The organism is Gemmatimonadales bacterium (genome assembly GCA_035502185.1).
Classification (GTDB): Bacteria; Gemmatimonadota; Gemmatimonadetes; order Gemmatimonadales; family JACORV01; genus Fen-1245.
Genome location: DATJUT010000113.1, coordinates 74,183 through 97,981, shown reverse-complemented (window position 1 = coordinate 97,981; position 23,799 = coordinate 74,183). Strand labels below are relative to the sequence as shown.

Annotated in this window: 19 protein-coding genes; 6 read left to right on the top strand and 13 right to left on the bottom strand. The window is 72.6% G+C overall.

Features of this window, described 5'->3' with window-relative positions; translation table 11 throughout:
- Positions 1 to 18: 18 nt before the first annotated feature.
- Positions 19 to 594, top strand: a complete 576-nt coding sequence (locus VMF70_15820) for a LemA family protein (GenBank protein HTT69493.1) — start codon at positions 19 to 21, stop codon at positions 592 to 594.
- 198 nt (positions 595 to 792) lie between these two features.
- Here the strand turns inward: VMF70_15820 and VMF70_15815 are convergent, their stop codons facing one another.
- From VMF70_15815 to dnaE, 5 genes are all read right to left on the bottom strand, one after another.
- Complete coding sequence (locus tag VMF70_15815) at positions 793 to 1,653, bottom strand: M23 family metallopeptidase (GenBank protein ID HTT69492.1); 861 nt, start codon at positions 1,651 to 1,653, stop codon at positions 793 to 795.
- 227 nt (positions 1,654 to 1,880) lie between these two features.
- Positions 1,881 to 3,572: a methionine--tRNA ligase gene (locus VMF70_15810; protein ID HTT69491.1), complete on the bottom strand. Its 1,692-nt coding sequence runs from the start codon at positions 3,570 to 3,572 to the stop codon at positions 1,881 to 1,883.
- Positions 3,569 to 4,621 carry a regulatory iron-sulfur-containing complex subunit RicT gene (gene ricT / locus VMF70_15805; GenBank protein HTT69490.1) on the bottom strand — a complete coding sequence of 351 codons (1,053 nt, stop codon included), beginning with the start codon at positions 4,619 to 4,621 and terminating at the stop codon, positions 3,569 to 3,571. Before ricT ends, VMF70_15810 begins: the two co-directional genes overlap by 4 nt.
- 2 nt (positions 4,622 to 4,623) lie before the next feature.
- The gene (locus tag VMF70_15800; GenBank protein HTT69489.1) at positions 4,624 to 5,586 is read right to left on the bottom strand and encodes an acetyl-CoA carboxylase carboxyltransferase subunit alpha; all 963 of its coding nucleotides are present in this window, start codon (positions 5,584 to 5,586) and stop codon (positions 4,624 to 4,626) included.
- A 4-nt stretch (positions 5,587 to 5,590) separates the two neighbouring features.
- Positions 5,591 to 9,103 (bottom strand): DNA polymerase III subunit alpha, encoded by a 3,513-nt coding sequence (gene dnaE, locus VMF70_15795; GenBank protein HTT69488.1) that lies wholly within the window; start codon positions 9,101 to 9,103, stop codon positions 5,591 to 5,593.
- A gap of 110 nt (positions 9,104 to 9,213) precedes the next feature.
- Between dnaE and VMF70_15790 the strand changes: the two genes are divergently transcribed.
- The 3 genes from VMF70_15790 to VMF70_15780 are packed head-to-tail and all read left to right on the top strand — an operon-like array spanning position 9,214 to position 13,591.
- Positions 9,214 to 11,544, top strand: coding sequence for a S8 family serine peptidase (locus VMF70_15790; protein HTT69487.1), 2,331 nt, complete (start codon positions 9,214 to 9,216; stop codon positions 11,542 to 11,544).
- Positions 11,541 to 12,515, top strand: a complete 975-nt coding sequence (locus tag VMF70_15785) for a hypothetical protein (GenBank protein HTT69486.1) — start codon at positions 11,541 to 11,543, stop codon at positions 12,513 to 12,515. Before VMF70_15790 ends, VMF70_15785 begins: the two co-directional genes overlap by 4 nt.
- Entirely contained in the window at positions 12,503 to 13,591 is a 1,089-nt protein-coding gene (locus VMF70_15780) for an aminopeptidase (protein HTT69485.1), read from the top strand. The genes VMF70_15785 and VMF70_15780 overlap by 13 nt, the downstream gene beginning before the upstream one ends.
- Before the next feature lie 7 nt (positions 13,592 to 13,598).
- Here the strand turns inward: VMF70_15780 and VMF70_15775 are convergent, their stop codons facing one another.
- Positions 13,599 to 14,798 carry a tetratricopeptide repeat protein gene (locus tag VMF70_15775; GenBank protein ID HTT69484.1) on the bottom strand — a complete coding sequence of 400 codons (1,200 nt, stop codon included), beginning with the start codon at positions 14,796 to 14,798 and terminating at the stop codon, positions 13,599 to 13,601.
- 98 nt (positions 14,799 to 14,896) lie between these two features.
- On the opposite strand from VMF70_15775, the gene VMF70_15770 reads away from it, so the two are divergent.
- Positions 14,897 to 16,267, top strand: coding sequence for a dipeptidase (locus tag VMF70_15770; GenBank protein HTT69483.1), 1,371 nt, complete (start codon positions 14,897 to 14,899; stop codon positions 16,265 to 16,267).
- A 197-nt stretch (positions 16,268 to 16,464) separates the two neighbouring features.
- On the opposite strand, the gene VMF70_15765 is transcribed toward VMF70_15770, so the two are convergent.
- Positions 16,465 to 17,091 carry a sulfite oxidase-like oxidoreductase gene (locus VMF70_15765; GenBank protein HTT69482.1) on the bottom strand — a complete coding sequence of 209 codons (627 nt, stop codon included), beginning with the start codon at positions 17,089 to 17,091 and terminating at the stop codon, positions 16,465 to 16,467.
- Between the two features lie 63 nt (positions 17,092 to 17,154).
- Between VMF70_15765 and VMF70_15760 the strand changes: the two genes are divergently transcribed.
- The gene (locus VMF70_15760; GenBank protein ID HTT69481.1) at positions 17,155 to 17,856 is read left to right on the top strand and encodes a hypothetical protein; all 702 of its coding nucleotides are present in this window, start codon (positions 17,155 to 17,157) and stop codon (positions 17,854 to 17,856) included.
- Positions 17,857 to 17,981: 125 nt separating this feature from the next.
- Here the strand turns inward: VMF70_15760 and lipB are convergent, their stop codons facing one another.
- The 6 genes from lipB to pdhA are packed head-to-tail and all read right to left on the bottom strand — an operon-like array spanning position 17,982 to position 23,795.
- Positions 17,982 to 18,692, bottom strand: coding sequence for a lipoyl(octanoyl) transferase LipB (gene lipB / locus VMF70_15755; protein HTT69480.1), 711 nt, complete (start codon positions 18,690 to 18,692; stop codon positions 17,982 to 17,984).
- The gene (locus tag VMF70_15750) at positions 18,689 to 19,060 is read right to left on the bottom strand and encodes a hypothetical protein (protein HTT69479.1); all 372 of its coding nucleotides are present in this window, start codon (positions 19,058 to 19,060) and stop codon (positions 18,689 to 18,691) included. Before VMF70_15750 ends, lipB begins: the two co-directional genes overlap by 4 nt.
- A 38-nt stretch (positions 19,061 to 19,098) precedes the next feature.
- The gene (gene lpdA / locus VMF70_15745; protein ID HTT69478.1) at positions 19,099 to 20,505 is read right to left on the bottom strand and encodes a dihydrolipoyl dehydrogenase; all 1,407 of its coding nucleotides are present in this window, start codon (positions 20,503 to 20,505) and stop codon (positions 19,099 to 19,101) included.
- Positions 20,506 to 20,513: 8 nt separating this feature from the next.
- Positions 20,514 to 21,803 carry a dihydrolipoamide acetyltransferase family protein gene (locus VMF70_15740; GenBank protein HTT69477.1) on the bottom strand — a complete coding sequence of 430 codons (1,290 nt, stop codon included), beginning with the start codon at positions 21,801 to 21,803 and terminating at the stop codon, positions 20,514 to 20,516.
- A 1-nt stretch (position 21,804) separates the two neighbouring features.
- Positions 21,805 to 22,785 (bottom strand): pyruvate dehydrogenase complex E1 component subunit beta, encoded by a 981-nt coding sequence (locus VMF70_15735; GenBank protein ID HTT69476.1) that lies wholly within the window; start codon positions 22,783 to 22,785, stop codon positions 21,805 to 21,807.
- Complete coding sequence (gene pdhA, locus VMF70_15730; GenBank protein HTT69475.1) at positions 22,785 to 23,795, bottom strand: pyruvate dehydrogenase (acetyl-transferring) E1 component subunit alpha; 1,011 nt, start codon at positions 23,793 to 23,795, stop codon at positions 22,785 to 22,787. Before pdhA ends, VMF70_15735 begins: the two co-directional genes overlap by 1 nt.
- Positions 23,796 to 23,799 lie beyond the last annotated feature (4 nt).

Here is a 23,799-nt window from a genome sequence, read left to right as displayed (position 1 = left end):
CTCAAGGGGGACCGAAGGATGAAGCGCGTGCTGTTCGCGGCGGCCGCCGTGCTGCTCGCCGGGTGCGGATACAACAAGATCCAGACGCTCGACGAGCAGGCCAATGCGTTCAAGAGTCAGATCGAGGTCCAGCTGCAGCGCCGGGCCGACCTGGTGCCGAACCTGGTCGCGACGGTGAGGGGCTACGCCCAGCAGGAAGTGACCATCTTCACGGCCGTCGCCGACGCCCGTGCCCGCCTCGGCGGGGCGGTGCAGAGCGGCAACCTCCAGCAGATGTCGCAGGCCAATCAGGGCCTGACCGGGGCGCTGAGTCGCCTGCTCGCGATCTCGGAGAACTACCCGCAACTCAAGTCGAACGAGAACTTCCGCGCCCTCCAGGATCAGCTCGAGGGCACCGAGAACCGCATCTCGACGGCGCGGGGCGACTACAACAATGCGGTCCAGGCGTACAACAGCTACATCCGCCGCTTCCCGCAGGTGCTGACGGCGAAGGTGATCGGCAAGGGAGCGCGCGACTACTTCGAGCTGACCAATCCCGCCGCGGCGGAAGTGCCGAAGGTGGACTTCTCCGCACCGCAGACGAAGGCGCAGTAGGGTCAGCGGGGAGAGGGGGACGGCAGGGCGGTTGCGAGACGCCGAGTTGCGAGCGGCTGTGGGAGGTGAGTGAAGAGCAAACAGAGGCCCCGCTGCGGAACCGCAACGGGGCCTCCTCTCTATCTGGTCACTCAACCCTCGCAACCACTCGCAGCTCGGCGTCTCGCAACTACCCTCGCCTCTGCGTACTCCAGTCCGTCAGTCCGTGATCGCGTCCGGGAGGATGTAGCGCAGCGGATCCACCGGCCGGCCGTTCACCAGCACCTCGTAGTGCAGGTGGGGGCCGGTCGAGAGACCGGTGCTGCCGACCCAGCCGAGGCGGTCGCCGCGCTTCATGTGCTGGCCCACGCCCACCGCGGTCCGGGACATGTGGGCGTACTTGGTCTCGAGGCCGTAGCCGTGGTCCAGGACCACCATCAGGCCGTAGCCGTTCTCCCACCCCACCTTGACCACCCGGCCCGCCGCGGGCGCGATGATCTGGGTGCCGTAGGCGGCCGTGATGTCGATGCCCTCGTGCGGCCGGTTCTCGTGGAGGATGGGATGGTAGCGGATGTAGGAGAACTTGCTCGTGAGGAAGCCGGTCGTGGGCGTGATGGACGGCGTCGCCGCGAGCTGCTGCGCGTGGGCGGAGAGGCTTTCGGCCGCCTCCCGGAACGACGTGGCCAGCACGTTGGCCCGCCGGATCAGCGCGTCGAGGTCGACGTGCACCCCGAGGGCCTCGCGGCCCGCCACGCCGCCGTCGGCCAGCAGGTGCTCGCGCTCCGGCCAGGCGCCGCTCGGGCCGCCGATGCCGGCGCGCCGGACCTCCGGGCTCAACGGATCGAGGCCGGCCACGAGCCGCACCTCGTCGTCACGCCGCGCGATCACCGCCAGCGTGTCCGACAGCGCCCCGACCCGCTGGCCGAGGATCGTGACCTCGCTCGACAGCGCCCGGTTGGTCTTCTCGATCCGCTGGCTCCGAGACAAGTCCACCGCGTGGGATACCACGCTGTAGGTCGCCGCCAGCATCGACGCCAGGGCCACGGCCCCCACGCCCGCGGCCAGCCTCAGCACCGTCACAGAAACCGACAGTGACTTGGTGCTGCCTGAGCCATGCGGCACAAGGAGAACCGTCCAGTGGCGACTTGGCATCGAGCCCCGAGCACTTGAGACGACAGAGGATCCCGGCGCGGTTCGCGCGCCGGTCGAGGGGGGTAAAGCGAGACGTGCCAACATTACTACCCCCCACTCGCGCCGTCAAGACGAAAGATCTCCCATCGTAAGCCATTGTAGCACAGCGACTTGAATTAAGCGGTGACCTTCTCTGGTTTCGGAAAGAGGGGCGGGATCCTGCGCGTGGCAGCGCCCGCGACGGCGGGTTCGGCGGCCAGTTTCCAGGCCTCGGGGGCGCCGTGGGACCCCGGAAGGCCGAGGGCCGACCACAGGGCGCCGGCGGCCGCGGGGATGAACGGGCCGCTGAGGGCGGCGAGCCGCACCAGGCTGCGCGCGAGCGCGGCGAGGGTGGTGTCGAGGGCCGCAGCGTCGCCGGTCTTGGCCTGCGCCCACGGTGCCTGCCGCTCCACGAAGGCGTTGGCTTCGCTCACGAGGTCCCAGGCCGCAGCGGCGCCACGGTGCAGCAGGAGCGCGTCCATCGTCTCGGCGTAGCGGGTCAGCGCGGCCTCGCCGGCGCGGTCGAGGGTGGTCGTCTCGCCCGAGGCGGGGATGATCCCGCCGCGGTAGCGCTCGAGCATCGCGAGCACGCGCGAGGCCAGGTTGCCGAAGGCGTCGGCCAGCTCGGCCACGTAGCGCTCGTCGAATCGCTCCAGCGAGAAGTCGCCGTCCCCGTCGAACGGGACCTCCCGCAGCAGGTAGTACCGGAATGCGTCCGACCCGTGGCGGTCGATGGCCGTGCCGAGGTCCAGGCGGACGCCGGCGGACTTGCTGAACCGCTCGCCGCCGAAGCCGATGAAGCCGTGGGCCCAGACGCGCTCGGGCAGCGGCAGTCCGGCGGCCTCCAGCATGGCGGGCCACACCGCGCAGTGGTGCCGCGTGATGTCCTTGCCGATGATGTGCAGCTGGGCCGGCCAGCGCGCCTGGTAGCCGTCGCCGGGATAGCCCGTCGCGGTGAGGTAGTTGGGGAGCGCGTCGAACCACACCCAGGTTCCCTGCCGCTCGCCGTCGGCAGTCGGGCGCGGGAAGGGGATCGCCCAGCTCAGCCGGCTGCGACTGACGGGGATGTCCTCGAGCCCGCGCTCGAGGAGGCCGAGGATCTCGTTCCTGCGACTCTCGGGCTCGAGGAACCGGGGCCGCTCGCGCAGCAGCCGCCCCAGGAACGGCGCGTAGGCCGAGAGGCGGAAGAACCAGTTGCGCTCGGCGCTCCAGGCGAGCGTCCGCGTCGGGTGCAGAACGCACTTCCCGTCCACGATCTCGTCGTCGCGCTTGAAGGTCTCGCAGCCGACGCAGTACCAGCCTTCGTAGGCGCGCTCATAGAAGTCATCGGGCCGGCGCGCGAAGATGCGTTCGATCAGCGCGCGGACGCCGGCCTCGTGGGGCGCGTCGGTGGTACGGATGAACTGGTCGTAGGAGATGCCCAGGCGCGCCCACATCGCGCGGAAGCCGTCGGCGAGGTCGTCGACGAGCTGCTGCGGCGTGACGCCGCGCTCCTGGGCGGCCTGGGCGACCTTCTGCCCGTGCTCGTCCATCCCGACCAGGAAATGCACGTCGTCGCCGCGCAGCCGGCGGTACCGCGCGACCGCGTCGGCTCCGATCTTCTCGAGGGCGTGGCCGAAGTGCGGCTCGCCGTTGGCGTAATCAATCGCCGTCGTGAGGTAGAAGCGGCGCCCGCCGGAACCTGATGCGCCACCGACGCGGTCGTCGCGCCGCCCGCCGGATTCCGACCCGGCTCGCGTGCCGCCGCGCCCGCCGGAACCTGATGCGCCACCGATGCGGTCGTCGCGCCGCCCGCCGGATTCCGACCCGGCTCGCGTGCCGCCGCTCACGGGCGTCGGCGGCGGCGCCGTCCGCCGCGGCGCCCGCGGCGGCGCTCCCCCTGGGGCGCGGCCGCCTCGGTCGCGGGGGCCGGCGCCGGAGCCGGCGGCGGCTGCGCGGGCGCCGGCTCCGCCACGGCGAGGGCGCCCTCGGTTTCGCGCTTGAGGTCGGCGAGCGGCAGCGTGCGGGACGTGCCGTCCTCCGCCCTCAGCGTCACCCGCTCGCGGAAGATGTCGATGCTCAGCACCTTCTCGGTGCCGCGGGCCGTGGCCAGGGCCTTGCCCTCCTTGGGGAAGCGCTTGCGCGAGGCCACGTAGAAGTCGTGCTCGAAGCGCAGGCAGCAGAGCAGGCGGCCGCACGGGCCGGAGATCTGGGTCGGGTTGAGGCTGAGGCGCTGGTCCTTGGCGATCTGCAGGCCGATGGGCCGCAGCTCCGGCAGCCAGCTGCAGCACAGCTGGCGGCCGCACCGGCCGATGCCGTCGAGGCGCTTGGCCTCGTCGCGGACGCCGATCTGCCGCAGCTCGATCCGGGTGCGGAACAGCGAGGCGAGGTCGCGCACCAGGTTGCGGAAGTCCACCCGGCGCTCGGCGGTGAAGTACACGGTGAGCTTGTTCCGGTCCCACTGCCACTCGGCGTCGGCGACCTTCATCTCCAGGCCGTGCGCGGCGGCCCGCTCGCGGGCCTTGCGGCGCACCTCGTCCTCGACCCGCCGCAGCTCGTCGGCGATCCGGGTGTCGGCCGCCGTCGCGCGGCGGACCACCCGGCGTTCCGCCTGGGGGGCGGCGGCGGCCGGGCGCTCGGGGGCCGCGGCCTCGCGCGGCCGCTCCGCGGGCGCGGGTCCCTCGGCGCGCTCGCCGGCCTCAGGGGCCGCCGCCCGCATCGCGCAGCGCTCGCACTTGGTGGAGGCGACGGTCCCGGTCGCCGAGACGTGGCCAAGGTCCAGGCCGCGGTCCGTCTCCACGATGACGGGCTCGTCGTGCCGGAGGGGCTCCGGCTCGTGCCAGCGGAAGAACGCCTTCCGATTGCCCTTGAAGCGGATTTCGACCAGTTGGGCGGCCACGCCTAGGCTTCCTCGAACTTGCCCATCCGCAGATACTTGTCCCCGCGCCGCGCGAGCAGCTCGTCGGTGGGCAGACCCGCCAGCTCCGCGAGGTGGCGCTCGAGCGCCGCGCCCAGCGCCTCGACGGCCGCGCCGGGATCGGCGTGGGCGCCGCCGGGCGGCTCGGGCACGATCTCGTCCACCAGGCCCATCGCGAGCAGGTCGGGGGCCGTCAGCTTGAGCGCCTCGGCCGCGCGCTCCTTCAGCGCCGCGTCGCGCCACAGGATGGCGGCGCAGCCCTCGGGGGAAATCACCGAGTAGATCGCGTTCTCGAGGATCAGCACGCGGTCGCCGACGGCCAGCGCCAGGGCGCCGCCGGACCCGCCCTCGCCGACGATCGCCACCACGACCGGCGTCTTGAGGACCACCATCCGCTCGATGTTGCGCGCGATGGCCTCGGCCTGCCCGCGCTCCTCGGCTCCCAGGCCGGGGTGCGCGCCCGGGGTGTCGATGAGCGTGACGATCGGCAGTCGGAACCGCTCGGCCAGGCGCATCAGGCGCAGCGCCTTGCGATAGCCCTCGGGGTGCGGCATCCCGAAGTTGCGCTTGAGGTTCTCCTTGATGTCCCGGCCCTTCTGCTGGCCGATGACCACGACGCTGCGGCCGGCCAGCCGGCCGAGCCCGCCGACGATGGCCGGGTCGTCGCGGTACAGCCGGTCACCGTGCAGCTCGATGAAGTCGGCGAACAGCCCGTTGACGTAGTCGAGGGCGTAGGGGCGGCGCGGATGCCGGGCCACCTGGACGCGCTGGTACGGCGTCAGGTTGCGGTAGATCTCCGTCCGCAGCTCGGCCAGCTTGGTCTCGAGCGGCGCGATCTCGCGCGCCACGTCGAGCGAGCGCTGGCTGGCCAGGCGCTTGAGGTCCTCGATCTGGCGCTCGAGCTCGGCGATGGGCTTCTCGAAGTCCAGGGCGAGTGCTGTCGCCATCCGGTTACCCCGCCTTCACGAGAGTGACCGCGTCCTGTCCCAGGATGTCCCGCAGCGCGCCCAGCAGCTCCTCCTCCAGGGCGACGGTGTAGGACCGCGAGCGGAGCCGCACCAGGTCGCGGCCCGTGCCGGCCTCGCTCCACTCCACGAACACCGGCGCCGGTCCGGGATGGGCGGCGCACAGCGCCGCCACGGCCCGCGCGGCCTCGCCGTTCCGGCCGGGGTGCGTGGACCAGCGCAGCGCCACGGCCATGCGGCCGGAGGCCTTGAGCTCGGCCAGGGACAGGGCCTCCTCCACGATGAACGGGACATCCTCTTCGCCGCGGTCGCGGGCCGAATACCCGCCCGCCAGCAGGTACGCGCCGTCGGCCGCGATCACCTTGGCGAGCTTGGCCCAGGCCTCGGGGAACACCAGGCACACGGCGGTGCCGTGGAAGTCCTCGATCACGAGCTTGGCCCACTCCGCGCCGGTGCGCCGCGCGATCTGGCGCCGGACCGCGGTGACCACGGCGGCGACCGCGAGCTTCTCGCTCGACCAGCGGCCGATGTCGGCGGTCGTGTGCGTGCCGAACAGCGCCGCCTCGTCGGCGTAGCGGTTGAGCGGATGCCCGGAGACGAAGAATCCCACCAATTCCTTCTCGCGCGCAAGGCGCTCGGTCTCGGTCCACTCGGGCACGACGGGCAGCGGGGGCCGCGCGGCCGGCGGGGCACCGGTCTCGGGGCGCCCGGCGGAGGAAGCGCCTTCGCCGAACAGGGTTCCCTGGCCGGCGGCGGTCTCGGCCTGCTTGAGCGCCGCTTCGGCCAGCACGCCGTCCACGGCCGCGAACAGCTGGGCGCGGTGGCCCCCCAGAGCGTCGGTGGCGCCGGAGGCAACCAGGGCCTCCAGCACCCGCTTGTTGCACACCCGGTGGTCCACCCGGGTCGCGAGGTCGGCGAGCGAGGTGAACGGACCGTCCGCGGTGCGCGCGGCGATGACGGCGTCGATCGCGCCGCGGCCCACGTTCTTGATCGCGCCGAGGCCGAAGCGGATGCGCTGGTCGCCGATCACCGTGAAGTGCCATCCCGATTCGTTGACGTCGGGCGGCAGGACTTCGATGCCGAGCGCGCGGCATTCGGCGATGTACGGCACGACCTTGTCGGTGTCGCCGATGGCCGACGACAGCAGCGCCGCCATGAACTCGGCGGGGTAGTGCGTCTTGAGCCACGCGGTCTGATAGGAGACGATCGAGTAGGCCACCGCGTGCGACTTGTTGAAGCCGTAGCGGCCGAAGGTCTGGATCTGCGCCGCGATCTCCTCGATCACCTTCTTCTTGTGGCCGCGCTCGACGCAGCGGCCGACGAAGCGGCCCAGCTCCTCGTCGATCAGCTCCTGCTTCTTCTTCCCCACCGCCTTGCGGAGCACGTCGGCCTCGGCGAGCGAGAAGCCCGCCAGCACGCTCGCGATCCGCATCACCTGCTCCTGGTAGACGATGACGCCGTAGGTCGGCTCGAGGATCTCCTTCAGCTCGGGCAGCAGGTAGCGGACCGGCTCCTCGCCGCGCTTGCGCCGGATGTAGACCAGGTGCATCCCGCTGTCGAGCGGGCCGGGCCGCACCAGCGCGTTGGTGGCCACCAGGTCGTCGAACCGGTCGCAGCGCATCCGCTGCAGCGCGTCGGTCGCCAGGCTCGACTCGAACTGGAACACCCCCGACGTCCGGCCGCCGCGGAGCAGCGCGTACACGGCCGGGTCCTCGAGGTCGAGGCCGTCGAGGTCCACCTCGACGCCGCGCCGCCCGCGGATGGTGTCGACCGCGCGTCGGAGGATGGTGAGGGTGGTGAGGCCGAGGAAGTCCATCTTCAGCATCCCGACCTTCTCGAGCCCCACCATGTCGTACTGGGTGATGATGGCGTCGTCGGCCGCCCCGGCGCCGGTGCCCCTGCCGGTCATCGTGCAGACCGGCACGTAGTCGGTGAGCGGGCCCGGCGCGATCACGATGCCGGCGGCGTGCACCGAGATGTGGCGCGACAGGCCCTCGATCCCGCTCCCGAATTCCACCACCTTCTGGTAGGTGGGGTTGTGCGCCACCATCTCCCGGAGCTCCGGCACCTTCTCGGCCGCCTCGCGCAGGGTGAGCGCGTAGGCCGGCCCGCTGGGAATCAGCTTGGTGAGGCGGTCGGCGTCGCCCGGGGGCACCCCGAGGACGCGGGCGACGTCCTTCACGGCCGCCCGTGCCTTCATCGTCCCGAACGTCACGATCTGTCCGACCGACGCTCGGCCGTAGCGCTCGCGGACGTACTCGATCACCTCGCCGCGCCGCTCCTCGCAGAAGTCGACGTCGATGTCGGGCGGCGAGATGCGCTCCGGGTTGAGGAACCGCTCGAACAGCAGGTCGAACTTGAGCGGGTCCACGTTGGTGATGCCGAGCGCGTAGGACACCAGCGAGCCCGCCGCGGACCCGCGGCCGGGGCCGACAGGGATGCCGTGCTCCCGCGCCCAGCGGATGAAGTCGGCCACGATGAGGAAGTAGCCGGCGTAGCCCACCTTGGTGATCACGCCCAGCTCGTAGTCGAGCCGCTCGCGCACGGCGGGCGGCAGCTCCTGGCCGTAGCGCCGGCGCGTCCCCTCCTCGGCCAGCGCGATCACCAGCTCGTTGTCGCTGGCGTACTCGGCCGGGCGCGGGAACTCGGGCAGGAAGAACCGCTTCTCGAAGTCGAACTCGCACCGCTCGGCGATGCGCTGCGTGTTCGCGAACAGGTCGTCGCGCGCCGGGAAGGCCCGCCGCATCTCCTCCTCGGACTTGACGTAGCTCTCGCTGCCCTGGAAGCGAAACCGCTTCGGGTCGTCGAGGTCCTTGCCCGAGCGGATCGCCAGGAGCACGTCGTGCGCCGCGGCGTCCTCCCGGGTCAGGTAGTGCGCGTCGTTGGTCGCAACGACGCCCAGGCCCAGCTCCTCCGCCAGCCGGAACACGCCCTCCTGGACGCCGGGCTCCTCGGCCAGGCCGTGGTTCTGGACCTCGAGCCAGTACCCGCCCTCGCCGAAGGTGCGCGCGTGCCACTCCGCGGCCTCCTTCGCGCGGTCGTACGCGCCCTGGCGCAGCCACAGCGCGACCTCGCCCGAGAGGCAGGCCGAGAGGCAGACGAGGCCCTCCGCGTGGCGCTCGAGCGACTCGCGGTCCACCCGCGGGCGGCGGTAGTAGCCTTCGACGTAGCCGATGGACGACAGCCGGATGAGGTTCCGGTAGCCGGCGCGGTCCCGGACCAGCAGCACGAGGTGCGCGTAGGCGGCGGGCGCGTCGGCCGGCTTCTCGCGGGCCTGCCGCGGGCCGAAGGCGACGTAGGCCTCCATTCCGAGGATGGGCCGGATGCCGGCGGCCCGCCCCTCCTGATGGAACTGCCACGCACCGAACATGTTGCCGTGGTCGGTGACCGCGACGCTGTCCATCCCCAGCGCCTTGACGCGGGCGATGAGGTCGCTGATGCGATTGGCGCCGTCGAGGAGCGAGTACTCGGAGTGCGTGTGGAGGTGCGCGAAGGCCATCGTTTCGGGCAAGCTAGCGGCGCCCTCCGGGACTGTCAAAGACGATCGCATTCCATCTTGACAGCGGCAGCCCCGGTCACGAGCGTACGCGAGTCCTGCTAGGGAGCCTTGTGGCCGCAGTACGGCGCGCCGCGCGCGCCTCGATCACGCCCGCAGTCCTGCTCCTGGCCGCGCTCGGCGGCACGGCCGCACGGGCGCAGCAGCGCCCGATCGGGCCGATGGTCCGGTTCCTCGACGCGCTTCCCCCGGCGGTTCAGGAGCGGCTGGTCGCCGACTCGACGGCGGCCCGACTGGTGGCGGTGACCCGCGACCTCGACGGCACGCCGGTGGCCAGCGTCGTGATCCGCCTGCGCGGCACCGACGCGACGGCGCTGGCCCGGCTCGGCGCCCGTCTCGGCACGCGCGCCGGCGGCCTGGTGAACGCGCGGGTCCCGCTGTCGGCGCTCGCCTCCGTGCTGGCCGACCCGTCGGTCGCGGCGGTGTACGGGACGCGCCGCTGGCCCGCATTCGACCGCACGCGGACCGCGACCGACGCGGGCACCACCAACGACGTCGCGACCGCCGACATCGGCGTCGCCGGCCTGCGCCGCTTCCTCGGACCCGACCGGTTCAGCGGATCGGTCGGCCGCGGGGTGATCGTCGGCCTGGTGGACACGGGCGTGGACTTCACCCACCCCGACTTCCTCATCGATTCGCTCGGCCGCTCCCGGATCCTCTACCTGTGGGACCAGACCCTGCCGGGCGCCGGGCCCGGCGCGGTCGGGGCGACGACGTTCGGCTACGGCGTGGAGTGCGTGCAGGCGAGCCTCACCGCCGCGGGCTGCCCCTCGCGCGACAGCGTCGGCCATGGCACCCACGTGCTCGGGACCGCGGCGGGCGACGGCAGCGCGACCGGCAACGGCCAGCCGGCGGGTCAGTTCGCCGGCGTGGCCCCCGGCGCGGACCTGATCGTCGTCAAGAGCACGTTCCTGTCCGGCGACGTCGTGGACGGCGTCAGCTACATCTTCAGCCGCGCGGCGCAGCTCGGCCGGCCGGCGGTGGTGAACCTCAGCCTCGGGGCGCAATGGGGCCCGCACGACGGCACCCTTCCCGAGGAAGAGGAGCTGGACTCGCTGGTGGGGCCGGGGCGGATCGTCGTGGCCGCGGTGGGCAACGCGGGCGACAACGGCAACGCGGCGCCGGCGGTCGCCACCGAGGACCTGCACGCGTCGGCCACGATCGGGACGGGGCAGCAGGCGGCGTTCACGATGACGGTGCCGCCCTACGTCCCGGCCCCCGGGTCCAACAACGACTTCATCGTGCTGCAGCTGTGGTACGCGGGGTCCGACACGATGACCGTGAGCGTCGAGCGGCCCGACGGCTCGACCGTGGTCGGCCCGCTCGGCGCGGCGGTCACCGCCGACAGCACGGACGGATGGGTGCACATCGAGAACGGGCCGGGGACGACGGTCGCGCTCACGCAGGACAATCTCGGGTTCATCGTCCTCGGCGACCTCGGCACGGGAGGGGCGCACGAGCCCGCCCCGGGGACGTGGACCATCCGCGTCAGCAGCCAGGCCTCCCGCAGCGGCAGGCCGGTGCACCTGTGGGTGGCCGAGGCGGCGCTCGGCGCCGGAGGCTCGGCGCAGGGGGTCTCGCTGGTGAGCGGAGCGAGCAATCGCTTCCTGGTGGCGACGCCGGCCACGGCCGGCCGGGTGCTGGCGGTCGGCGCGTACGTGACCCGCCTCCGCTGGCGGGACGTGAACGCGGAGCCGGAGCAGTACAGCAATCGCGAGGCGCTCGGCGACCTGGCGTGGTTTTCGGGCCCCGGGCCGCGGCGGGACGGCGTGCAGAAGCCGGACCTCGCCGCTCCGGGGCAGGGCGTCGCGTCCGCGCTCTCCGGCGCGGCGTCGGCCCCCGCGGGGCGCGTGATGCAGGACGGCCGCCACTGGATCCTCGAGGGCACCTCGATGGCGACGCCGTTCGTGACCGGCGCGGTGGCCCTGCTGCTCGAGCGCGACGCCCGGCTCACGCCCGAGGCCGCGCGCGCGCTGCTGGTGGGCGCGGCGCGCATCGACAGCTTCGCCTGGCATCCCTACGACGGACGGGCCAACGGGGCTCCCAACGCGTCGTGGGGCTACGGGAAGCTGTCCGTCCCGGCGGCCCTCGACGCGCTGAGCGCCGCGATGCTCGGCCCCGGCGGCACGATCAACGTCTCGGAGAACCCGGTTCGCGGCTCGCTGGTGGTCATTCACGTGTCCAGCCCGGCAGTGCGGGCCGGCGTCTACACGTTCGGCGGCGCGCTGGTGCGTGACCTCGGGCCGGCGCCCGCCGGACGGTTGCAGTGGGACCTGACGGCGGCCGACGGCCGCCCCGTGGTCAACGGCGTGTACCTGCTGGTGGTGGATCTCGGCGGCACCATCCTGCGCCACCGCCTCTACGTCGCGCGGCGGAGCCCGTGACGCGGCACGCTCCGGTGGCCATCGTCCTGGCCGCGTGCCTGGGAGCGGCGGCTCCCCGCGCGCGCGCCCAGGCCACCGGCACGACGTCGGGGGCCGTGCTCGCCATTCCCGCCACGACGCGCGAGCTCGGGCTGGGCGGCGCCTATGCGGCGGTCATCGGCGACGTGGGCAGCATCTTCGTCAACCCGGCGGGCCTCGCCCCGATCCGAACGGTGGCCTTGGGGCTGAGCTACCAGCGCTACCTGCTCGGCTCGGACCTGGTCAGTGCGGGCGCGGCCTTCGGGGCGGGGCGCTTCGTCCTCGGCGTCGGCGCGAACCTGCTCGACTACGGGCAGGACACCGTGTACCGGCCGGATCCCGCGTTCGGCGGCGACCGGGGCCTGCCGGATCCCGGCGGCGCGATGGCCGGGGCCTACAGCGCCGAAGCGGTGGGCTCGGTCGCCTACCGTCTCGGGATGTTCGCGGTCGGGGTCAACGCGAAGTACCTGAAGGAACACGTCTCGGTGCCCGACACCGCGCTGTACGACGCGTCGGGCCTGGGGTTCGACGCGGGGGCGGCCCTCGCGTTCTTCGACATCGCGGCGCTCGGCGTGGTGGTGCAGAACATCGGCGGCGACCTCAAGACCAGCACCCGGACCGCGGCCCCGCTGCCGCGGACGGTCCGCGTCGGCTTCTCGCTGAACATCGTGGACCCGCAGGGCACGCCGCGTCTGATGGTGGTGGGCGACTGGGTGTCGCCGCGCGGGACCAGCAGCTACTGGGCGTTCGGCGTCGAGGGCGGCGTGGTGGCGGACGGGGTCGGACTGCTGGGAAGGGCCGGCATCGCGACCGGCGAGGCCCCGACGGACCAGCGGTCGCTGGTGTTCGGCGGGACCCTGGTGTTCCACCGCCTCCAGCTGGATTACGGCTACGAGGGGTTCAGCAGCCTGGGCGGCGGCACGTCGCGCTTCGGCGTGAGGTGGTCGCCATAGGCGTCCGGCTCCGCGCGGTCCGACGCATCGTCACGGCGCTGCTGGCCCTGGTGGTGGCTGGCGGCGCCGTCGCGTGGTGCGTGAGCCGGGACGTGCGCTACGTGGCCCGCGCCGCGGTCGAGGAGGCGCTGATCCTGCTGCGGCGGCGCCCGATCGCCGCGGTCGTGGCCGACCCGGCGACCGACCCGGCGACGCGTGCCAAGCTCGAGCTCGTGCTCGCGGCGCGGGGCTTCGCCGCGGATTCGCTGCACCTCGCCGCGCGGCAGACGTACACCACCTACTCCCGGGTCCGGCGCGACACCCTGGTGCTGGTGCTGACCGCGAGCCGGTCGGACCGGCTCGCGGAGCTGACCTGGTCGTACCCGGTCGTCGGGCGGGTGCCCTACAAGGGGTTCTTCCACCGCACCGAGGCGCTGGAGGAGGCCCGGCGCCTCGAGCAGCGGGGGATGGACACCTACGTCCGCGTCTCCGACGCGTACTCGACGCTGGGCTGGTTCAACGATCCGCTGCTCTCGACGATCGTCCGGGACGACTCGGTCGACCTCGCCGCGACGGTGATTCACGAGATCCTGCACAACACGATCTGGGTCAAGGGCGACGTGCCGTTCAACGAGTCGCTGGCGGACTTCGTCGGCTACCGCGGCGCGGAGGCGTTCTTCCGCGCGCGGGGCGACGGCCGGAACGCCGAGCGCGCCGTGGCCCGGTGGCAGGACGAGATCCGCCTCGAGCACTTCTACGATTCGCTGGCGGCGCGGCTGGACCGCCTGTACGCGCAGGGCCTGCCGGCCCCGGCGGTGCGGGAGCGGCGGCAGCAGCTGTTCGCCGAGGCGCAGGCGGACCTGGCCGGCCCGGTCGGCGCGACGCTCCGGACGATCGACGGCCGCTGGCTGGCACGGCGGCCGCTCAACAACGCGGTGGTGATCGCGGCGCGGCTCTACCGCACGGGTCTCGACCGCTTCGAAGCCCTGCTGGCCGCGGAGCGCGGGGACCTGGTGCGGACCATCGGCGTGGTGCGCGAGCGGGTAGCGGGAGCGCGCGATCCCTGGGACGCGCTGGGAGCGGGGCCGGGTCGCTAGCGGCCGGTCAGGCCGAAGGGCCCGTTCCCGACCGTCGCGCCCGCCAGCGCGCCAGCGGATTGGCCGCGATGGCGAGGATCTCGGGATCGACCGGCGCGGCCGCGAGCGGCAGGGCGAGGGCCTCCTCGAGGGAGCGGTGCAGGGCGGCGGGGTCGCCGGCGCACCGCGACGTCCCGATCACGTCCGCCGGCTCGCTCGCGCCGGCGGCCTCCGCGAGCGCGAACGCGTAGCCGCTTCCCCACCGGTCCAGCCGCGCGAGCTGGTGCGCCCACTCCCGCCCTCCTCCGTTCCAGACGGCCACCAGCAGCGGGCGGTCCGCCGGATCGAGCGCCGCGACCGGCAGCAGCTGGGCGCCGATCGCGTGCGCCACCGCCTCGGCCAGCGGCTCGTCCTCCGGCGCCACGCCGCCGCATACGGCGGGGTGCCACTCGAGAGCGTCCACCAGGCCCACGAGCGTGCGGAGGCACGAGGCCAGCAGCGCCGGGACGTCGTCGGCCGGACCCGGGGTCGCCGGATCGGTGCCGGCGTCGAGCAGGACGGCTCCCGTGTCGGCGAACGCCCGCTCCCGTGCGGTGAAGCGCCGCGGCTTCTTCCCGCCGAGCGTCGCGGCCCGTCGGGTCGCCGCGACCTCGCGCTCCGCCTCGCGCCGCGGGACGTCGTGCTCGGCGGACTGCTGCGCGCCCTCGAACGCGACCTCGGCGGCGTCGTACTGGCCGGCCGCGCGGAGGATGTGGCCGCGCAGCATCAGCGTGTCGGTGTGCGGCTCGAGGGCGAACGCGCGGTCGAGCACCAGCAGGGCGCGCGCGTACTCGCCGGCGCGGTACGCGGCGTACGCCATCTCGTGCCAGGCGAGGGCCAGGTTGCCGTCCAGCTCGATGGCCTCCTCGAGGGCGGCGATCGCGTCGCGGGTCCGGCCCAGCTCGGCGAGCGCCGCGCCCTTGATCGCGCGTGGCATCGCCGCCTCGGGGCCGAAGTGGTCCTCGGCCCGCATCGCCAGCTCCAGTGCGTCGTGCAGGCGTCCGTCGCGGCGCAACAGTTCGAACAGCTCGAGCCAGCCCGAGCGCAGCTCCGGGTCGGCGGCGAGCGCCGCGCGGTACGCCTTCTCGGCTTCGGCAGACTTGCCCTCGCGGCTGTGCCAGCGCGCCTTGGCGAGGCCTTCCTCTCCGGGCTGGAACCGGAACACGGCGAACGACGAAGTGAGGCGCATAGTCTGGCGAGGGAGAAGATACAGGCCGCGGGCGACGCGGCCAGTCCGCCGCGCCGGCGCTGGCCCGGCGGGTCGGCGAGCGCTACGTTTCGCGCACGATGAACGCTTCTCTGGTGTCTTTCGTCGAGCGCGAACGGCCTCGTCTGCTCGCCGACCTCTCGGAGTGGCTCACCATTCCGAGCATCAGCGCACAGCCCGAGCACGCCGGCGATTGCCGCAGGGCGGCCGCCTGGCTTGCGGCGCGGCTCCAGCGGCTGGGATTCACCGTCGACACCCTCGAGACCGGCGGGCACCCGATCCTGTGGGCCGTCGGTCCCCAGGTGCCCGGTGCCCCGACCGTGCTGTGCTACGGGCACTACGACGTGCAGCCGCCGGATCCGGTGGGCGAGTGGGTCTCGCCGCCCTTCCAGCCCACGGTGCGGGACGGCCAGCTGTTCGCGCGCGGCACGGCCGACGACAAGGGCCAGGTGTACACGGTGGTCGCCGCGCTCGAGGGGCTCAAGGCCGCGCGCGGCGCCTTCCCGGTCAACGTCCGTTTCCTGATCGAGGGCGAGGAAGAGACCGGCTCGAAGGGACTGACCGAGCTGCTGACGCGGGAGCCCGAGCGGACCCGCGCGGACGCGGTCCTGGTGACCGACACCAACATCGTCGCGCCCGGCCGGCCGAGCGTGGACGCCGCCCTCCGCGGCATCATCCACGCCGAGATCCACGTGCGGACGCTGGCGGCCGACCTGCACAGCGGGCTGTATGGTGGGGCCGTGCCCAACGCGATCGAGACGCTGTGGCACCTGCTCGAGAAGCTCAAGGGAGAGGACGGTCGCGTCCGGATCCCGGGCTTCTACGACCGCGTCAAGCGACCGTCGGCCGCCGAGCTGAAGGCCTGGCGGTCCCTGCCCGTCAAGGAGCGGGGCTTCCGGGAGGAAGCCGGCGCCAAGGCGCTCGTCGGCGAGCGGAAGTACAGCTTCTTCGAGCGCGTGTGGTCGCGGCCGACGTTCGAGGTGCACGGCATCGTGGGCGGGTACACCGGCGCCGGCAGCAAGACCGTGGTTCCCGCCGAGGCCACCGCGAAGATCTCGCTGCGCCTCGTCCCCGACCAGCGGGCGAAGGACGTCGCGGCCCGGCTGGTGAAGGCCGTCAAGCGCGCGGCCCCGAAGCACGCGGACGTGACGGTCACCGTCTTCTCGACCGTGGACCCGGCGCAGACCAGGCTCGATTCGCGCGCCTACCGCGTCCTGGACCGGGCGTTCCGCGAGGTGTGGGGCCGGGGGATCGCGCCGATCCGCAGCGGGGGCTCCATCCCGATCGTGCCGCTGCTCCAACAGCGGAGCGACGCGGTGCTGATCTGCGGCGTCGGCCTGCCGGACGACCGGCTCCACGCGCCGAACGAGAAGCTCACGCTCGACCAGATATGGAAGGGCGTGGTGCTGTTCGGGCGGTTCTTCGAGATGATGGCGGATGATACCAAGTAGGGAGTAGTCAGTCTGTCGGTGACGGGGCAGTTGCGCGACGCACCGTTGCGAGTGGTCGGGAGTCGCGAGTGAAGAGGGGCGAGTCCAATGTCACTGCCGACATCCGGACTCGCCCCTCACGTCTCCCGGCTCGTAACCGCTCGCGTCTCGGCGTCTCGCACCTACCGGCTCCACTGACCTTCTCGCCTCTCCTTGCTTCACGTCCGGGGCCCGCGCCTCATCCTGGCCGGGTCCGGCCTCCCGTAGCGCTCCTCGGTCCACGGGTCGCCGCGCATGTGGTACCCGTTCTGCTCCCAGAAGCCGGGCCAGTCGCCTTCCATCAGCTCCAGGCCGCGCACCCATTTCGCCGACTTCCAGAAGTAGAGATGCGGCACCAGCAGCCGGGCGGGGCCGCCGTGCTCGGGCAGGAGCGGCTCGCCGTCGAAGTGGGTCGCGATGAGATTGGCGTCGCGGGCCAGGTCGGACAGCGGGAGGTTGGTGGTGTAGTCCTCCTCCGCGCGCACGAGCACGTGCGAGGCGTTGGGACGCACGCCCGCCCGCTCGAGCAGGAGCTGCACCGGCACGCCGGAGAACGTGTTGTCGAACCGCGACCAGGTCGTCACACAGTGGATGTCGCACAGCACGTCGCGCCGGGGGAGCGCGGCGAATTCCGCCCACGTGATCTCGAACGGGCGGTCTACCTCGCCGAAGACGTGGAAGGTCCAGCGGGCGAGGTCCGCGCGCGGCACGCGGCCGTAGTGCAGCACCGGCCACTTCACCGTCTCGATCTGGCCGGGAGGCAGGCGCGCCCGGTCCCTGGTGCGGACGTCGAGCTTGTCGGACATCAACCAAGATAGCAGCGTCGGTCGGCAACTCTGCAACGGTGCGACTTCGTAGTAGATTCGCTCGTGCCCCAGCGCGAGCCCCTCTCTCCTCCGCTCCTGGCGGTCGGCTGCGTCCTCGCGGCCCTCCCGGCGGCGTGGCTCGTCCTGGCGTCCGACGTCCTGATCGGGAGCGCGGCGGGCAGCGTGCTCGGATTCGGCGGGACCGGCCTCGCGCTCTCGCCAGTTTTCACCGTGGTGCCCGCGCATGCGTGGGAGGGAACCCACCCCGCAACCCTGTGGGTGATGGCCCTCCTGGCCGGGCCGGTGGGCGCGGCGCTGGTGGGGTTGCTCCTCTTCGGGGCCACGCAGCTGGTGCGGACCGCGGCGTGGCTCCGGGTGCTGGCCCTCGAGTGGGCCGCCTTCGCGACGCTCCGGCTTCCCGCCCTCCTCTTCGCCGGGGTCGCGCCGGGGACCCCGGGACCGGTGAACGAGGTCTACCGCAGGCTCGGCGAGCCGCAGAGCGGTCGCTGGGCGATCGCGTTGCTGGCGCTGCTTGCCCTGTGGGGTGCGGACGCGTCGGTGGCGCGGCTGGCGCTGGGCGCCGGCGCCGGCTGGATGCGGACCGACGGCCGTCCGTTCCGGCGCCGCCTGGTGCGGATCGTGGCCGGGTACCCGGCGATGGTGGCGCTGGCCGGCTGGAGCGTCGTCGCGCCGTGGGCGCCGGCGCCCTGGATGGCCGGCTGGCTGCTCCTCGCCCTGGTCGCGCTGCACGCCCTGACGCCCTGACGCCGGCCCCTGTAACCTTTTTCGGCTCCGGCGCGTCTTATAGGGTGTAGGTCCTCGACTCTTCCTTACAGTAACGCGAGTGGGGCGCCGGCCTCAACCGCCCGAGCCCCACTCGCGCCTCTTCTTCACGCGGTCGTCATTGCCGGGTCGAACGTCTCGACCCCGGAGAAGCCGAACGTCTGCACGAAGGCGTCCACGATGGCGTCGCGCGTCCGCCCCATCAGCTCGTCCTCGCCGGCCGGGGCGCGGGCGTCCGATCGCCCGAGCTCCCTGGCCAGGCTGGTCATCACGACGTCGGGAATGCCGCACGGCACGATCAGGTCGAAGGCGGCGAGGTCGGCGGTGACGTTGAGCGCGAACCCGTGCCACGTGACCCACTGGCGCACGTGGATCCCGATGCTCGCAATCTTGCGTCCGCCGGTCCACACGCCGGTGTAGCTCGCCCGCCGCTCGGCTGGCACGCCGAAGCGGGCCAGGGCCGTGAACAGCGCCTCCTCGAGCTGGCGCAGGAACCAGTGCAGGTCCTTGCGGTGCGCCGCGAGGTCGAAGATCGGATAGCCGACGAGCTGGCCGGGCCCGTGGTAGGTGACGTCGCCCCCGCGCTCGATCTCGAACACCTCGATGCCGCGCCGCCGCAGCGCCTCGGGCGCGACGGGGAGGCTGGTCTCGCGCGTGCCCCGGCCGAGGGTGACGACCGGCGGATGCTCGAGCAGCAGCAACACGTCGGACGCGAGCCGGCCGGCGATCCGGTCCTCGGCGATCGCGCGCTGGCGGCTCAGGGCTTCGCCGTACGGCACCAGGCCGAGCCGGGCGACCGCGAGCCGGCCGCCGCTCACCGGGCCGGCCCCGCGGCGTCGACGAACACCCGGCGGGCCACCAGGGCGACCACCAGGCACAGCGCGGCCACGGCCGCCAGACCGGCCCGGCCGGCGAGCTCGTGTGCCGGAAGGGTGGCGCCGGCCACCAGCGCGGTGCCCATCACCGCCATCATCGCCAGCGCCGCGCGGCGGAACGCGCCGCCGACCGACCGGCCCACCGCCCACGCCACCAGGGCACCGGCGACGACCCCGCCGGAACCGGCCACCGCTGGCCCGATCGCGGGCATGATGGGAGAGGATGCTTGGGAGGGCGTGGCGAGCGCATGGCCGCTCATCGCGAACAGCACCAGCGCCACCACGGCGCCGCCCACGGCCGAGCCGACCACGATGGCGGCCAGTGCGCTCCCGACGGGCGGCGGGAGCTTCAGATGTGGATCACCCGGCCCATCGCGTCGAGCGCCGCCTCGGCGATGGCCTCGGAGAACGTGGGATGCGCGTGGATGGCCAGCTCGATCTCCTCGACCGTGTACTCGTTGGCCCGCGCGACCACCAGCTCGTGGATCAGCTCGGTCGCGTGCGCGCCGGCGATGTGCGCGCCGAGGATCTCGCCGTACTGCTTGCCGCTGATGATCTTGACCAGCCCGTCGGTCTCGCCCGCCGTCCGGGCGCGGCCGCTCGCGCTGAACGGGAACCGGCCCACCGTGTACTCCAGCTTGCGCTCCTTGCACTGCTCCTCGGTGAGGCCGACGCTGGCGACCTCGGGATGGCAGTAGGTCGCGCCCGGCACGCCGCTGTAGTCGATGGGGTGCGGCTTGAGACCCGCGATCGCCTCCGCGGCGACCACGCCTTCACGGCTGCCCTTGTGCGCCAGCAGCGGCGGACCGGCCACGTCGCCGATCGCGTAGACGCCCGGCGCGGTGGTCTGCATCGCGCCGTCCACCTGGATGAAGCCGCGCTCGGTGAGCTTCACGCCCGTGGACTCGAGGCCGAGGTTCTCGGTCAGCGGGGCGCGGCCGGTCGCGATCAGCACCTTCTCCACGGTCACGGTCTGCGGCTTGCCGCCGGCGGCGTAGGTGATCGTCACGCCGGCCTTGCCCTTCTCGACCTTCTGGATCTGCGCGCCCGCGACCACCGCGATGCCGCGCTTCTTGAACGCCTTGGCCACCACATCCGACATCTCCGCGTCCTCGATCGGGAGGATGCGCGGCAGCACCTCGAGCAGCGTGACCTGGCTGCCGAAGGCGTTGAACACGTCGGCGAACTCGCACCCGACGGCGCCAGCGCCGACCACGGCGAGCGTCTTGGGGGCGGCCTCGAGCAGCAGCGCCTCGTCGCTCGAGATCATCGTGGTCCGGTCGATCTTGAGCCCGATCTGCGGCAGGTCCTTGGGGCGGGAGCCGGTCGCGATCACGACGGCCTTCGCCGCGGTCAGCTCGACCGTGCCGCCCTCGGCCTTCGCCACCGCGACCTTCCGGCCCGGCAGCAGCTTCCCGGTGCCCTTCACCAGCTCGATCTTGTGCTTCTTGAACAGGAACTCGACGCCCTTGGAGTTCTGGTCGGCCACCCGCCGGGAACGCTTCATCGCCACGCCGTAGTCGGTCTGGACCTCGCCGGCGGTGACGCCGAGGTCCTTGGCGTGGCGCATCAGGTTCGCCACTTCGGCCGAGTGGAGCAGGGCCTTGGCGGGGATGCAGCCGATGTTCACGCACACGCCGCCGAGCTTCTCCTTCTCGACCACGCCGACGGTGAGCCCGAGCTGCGCCGCCCGGATGGCCGAGACGTAGCCGCCGGGGCCGGCGCCGATGAAGACCACGTCGAAAGTCGTCGCCACGGAGACTCCTAGAGCAGCATCGCGAGAGGATTCTCGAGCATCAGCTTCACGGTCTGCAGGAACTTCGCGCCGGTCGCGCCGTCCACGACGCGGTGGTCGCACGACATCGTGACGCGCATCGTGCGCCGCACCGCCAGCTGGCCGTCGGCCGCCACCGCGCGCTGGGCGATGCGCCCCACGGCGAGGATGCCTGCCTCCGGCGGGTTGATGACCGCGGTGAACTCGTCGATGTCGAACATGCCGAGGTTCGAGACGCTGAACGTGGCGCCCGTGTACTCCTCGGGCGCGAGCCGGCGCGCGCGCGCCCGCTCCGCGAGCGCCTTCGACTCCGCCGCGATCTCCAGCAGGCCCTTGCGGTCGGCGTGCCGGATCACCGGCGTGATGAGGCCGTCCTCGACCGCGACCGCCATCCCGACGTGCACGTCGCCGTAGTAGCGGATGCGGTCCTCGAGGAAGGACGCGTTCACCGCGGCGTGCTGCCGAAGCGCGAGGGCCACTGCCTTCACGATCAGGTCGTTGAACGAGACCTTGTACGCGTCGCCCAGCCCGGCCAGGTGCTGCCGCGCCTCCCAGGCGCGCTCCATCTCGATCTCGCTGGTGAGAAAGAAGTGCGGGACCGGACCGATCGACTCGCTGAGCCGGCGCGCGATCGTCTTCCGCATGGTGGTGAGCGGGACGTCGCGGACGCCGCCCGGCGGCACGGCGAGGGCCGGCACCACCGCGAGGGCAGGGGCGGCCGCCGCGGCGGGAGCGGGGCGGGTCGCGCCGACGGCGTCCACGTCGCGCCGGGTGATGCGCCCGGCGGGACCGGTGCCGGGGACGAGCCTGAGGTCCAAGCCGCGTTCCGCGGCGAGCCGACGTGCCAGGGGCGAGGATCGAACGCGAGACGAAGCGTTGGTGGTTGGTGGGTGGTCGGTGGTGGCGGGCACGGCGGCCGCGGCAACAAGGGCCGGAGCCGGGGCCTTCGCGCCATTCTGCACCGGCCCTGCGCTCCCCGACACCCTACCGCCTACAACCGGGGAGGGCGGGGTCGCGGGGAGGACCACCGAGATGTCCTCGTCCTTGCCGCCCACGATGGCCACGACGGCCCCGACCGGCACGGTGGCGCCCTCGCCGAGGACGATCTTGCGGAGCACGCCGTCCTCGCGGGCCACCAGCTCCATCACGGCCTTGTCGGTCTCGACCTCCGCCAGGGTCTCGCCCGACTTCACGGCCTCGCCCTCCTGCTTCTTCCACGCCACCAGCCGCCCCTCCTCCATAGTGGGCGACAGCGCCTCCATCACGATCTTGGTGGCCACGTCAGCCGAGGTAGAGGACCTGCTTGGCGGCCGCGACGACCTTGGCCGCGTCGGGCTTCGCGAGCTTCTCGAGCTGGCGGTTGTACGGCATCGGCACGTCGGCGCCCGTCACCCGCAGCACCGGCGCGTCGAGGTCGTCGAACGCCTCGCGCTGGATCCCGTCCACGATCGAGGCGCCGATGCCGGCGACCGGCCATCCCTCCTCGACCACGACGCAGCGGTTCGTCTTCCGCACCGATGCCAGGATCGTGGGCAGATCGAGCGGGCGCAGGGTGCGAGGATCCACGACCTCCGCGCTCACCCCCTCCTTCGCCAGCTCCTCGGCGGCCCGCAGCGCGACGGCCACCATCTTGGCGTGGGCCACGAACGTGACGTCGGTCCCCGGCCGCTTCACTTCCGCCACGCCCAGCGGGATGAGATGCTCGCCGTCCGGCACCTCGCCCTTCTGGTTGTACAGCATCTCGCCTTCGATGAAGATCACCGGGTTGTCGTCCCGGATCGCGCTCTTGAGGAGCCCCTTCGCGTCCGCGGGGGTCGCCGGAGTCACCACCTTGAGGCCGGGGACGTGCGCGTACCACGCCTCGAACGACTGCGAGTGCTGGGCGGCGAGCTGCAGGGCGGCCCCGCCGGGTCCGCGGAACACGATCGGGATCGGGATCTGGCCGCCGGACATGTAGAGCATCTTCGCGGCGGAGTTCACGACCTGGTCGAGCGCGAGCAGGGCGAAGTTGAACGTCATGAACTCGATCACCGGCCGGAGCCCCGCCATCGCGGCGCCCACTCCGACGCCCGCGAAGCCCAGCTCGGTGATGGGCGAGTCCACCACCCGCATCGGGCCGAACTCCTCGAGCAGCCCGCGGCTCACCTTGTAGGCGCCCTGGTACGCGCCCACTTCCTCCCCCATCAGGAAGACGTTCTGGTCCCGCACCATCTCCTCGCGGAGGGCCTGGTTCAGGGCGTCGCGGTAGGTGAGGACCGGCATCAGGACGTGGTCTCGCGGTACACGTCCGTGAGCAGCGCCTCGGGCGGCGGATCCGGGCTCTCGTCGGCGAAGCGCACCGCGTCGTCGCACTCGTCGGTCACCTCGGCCTCCATCGTCTGCCAGCGCTCGTCGTCCAGCAGGCCGTCGGCGCGCAGCTTGTCGGCGAAGGTGTGGATCGGGTCCTTCGCCTTGGCCTGCTCGACCTCGTCCTTGGTGCGGTAGTGGCCGTGGATCGGATCCGACATCGAGTGGCCCATGAAGCGGTAGGTGCGGATCTCGAGCAGCGTGGGCACGTAGCGCTCACGGGCGCGCTGCGCCGCGCGGGCCACTGCGTCCCGCACCTTCAGCACGTCCATCCCGTCCACGACCTCGGCCGGCATGTCGTACGAGCAGGCACGCTGCGCCACGTCGTAGATCGCGGAGGCGCGCTCGAGGGCGGTGCCCATCCCGTAGCGGTTGTTCTCGCAGATGTAGATCGCGGGCAGCCGCCACACCGCCGCCATGTTCAGTGCCTCGTGGAAGGCGCCGTTGTTCACCGCGGCCTCGCCGAAGAACCCGACCGACACCTGGTCGCCCTCGCGGTACTTGATCGCGAACGCCACGCCGGTCACGAGCGGGATGTGGCCGCCCACGATGGCGTGTCCGCCGAGGAAGTTGGTGGCGGCGTCGAAGATGTGCATCGAGCCGCCCTTGCCCCCCGAGCTGCCGGTGGCCTTGCCGAACAGCTCCGCCATCACCGCCCGAGCCGAGACGCCGCGCGCCAGCGCCTGCCCGTGCTCGCGGTAACTGGTCATGATGTAGTCGTCGGGGCGGAGCGCGGCCATCGTGCCGACGGCCACCGCCTCCTGCCCGATGTACAGGTGGCAGAAGCCGCCGATCTTGCCGTGGGCGTAGCCCTCCGCGGCCTTCTCCTCGAAGCGGCGGATCAGCAGCATGTCGCGCAGCATCCGGCGCAGCACCTCCGGGTCGGAGGGCGGCGCGTGCTCGAGCGCGGCGGCGGTCACGGTCATTGCC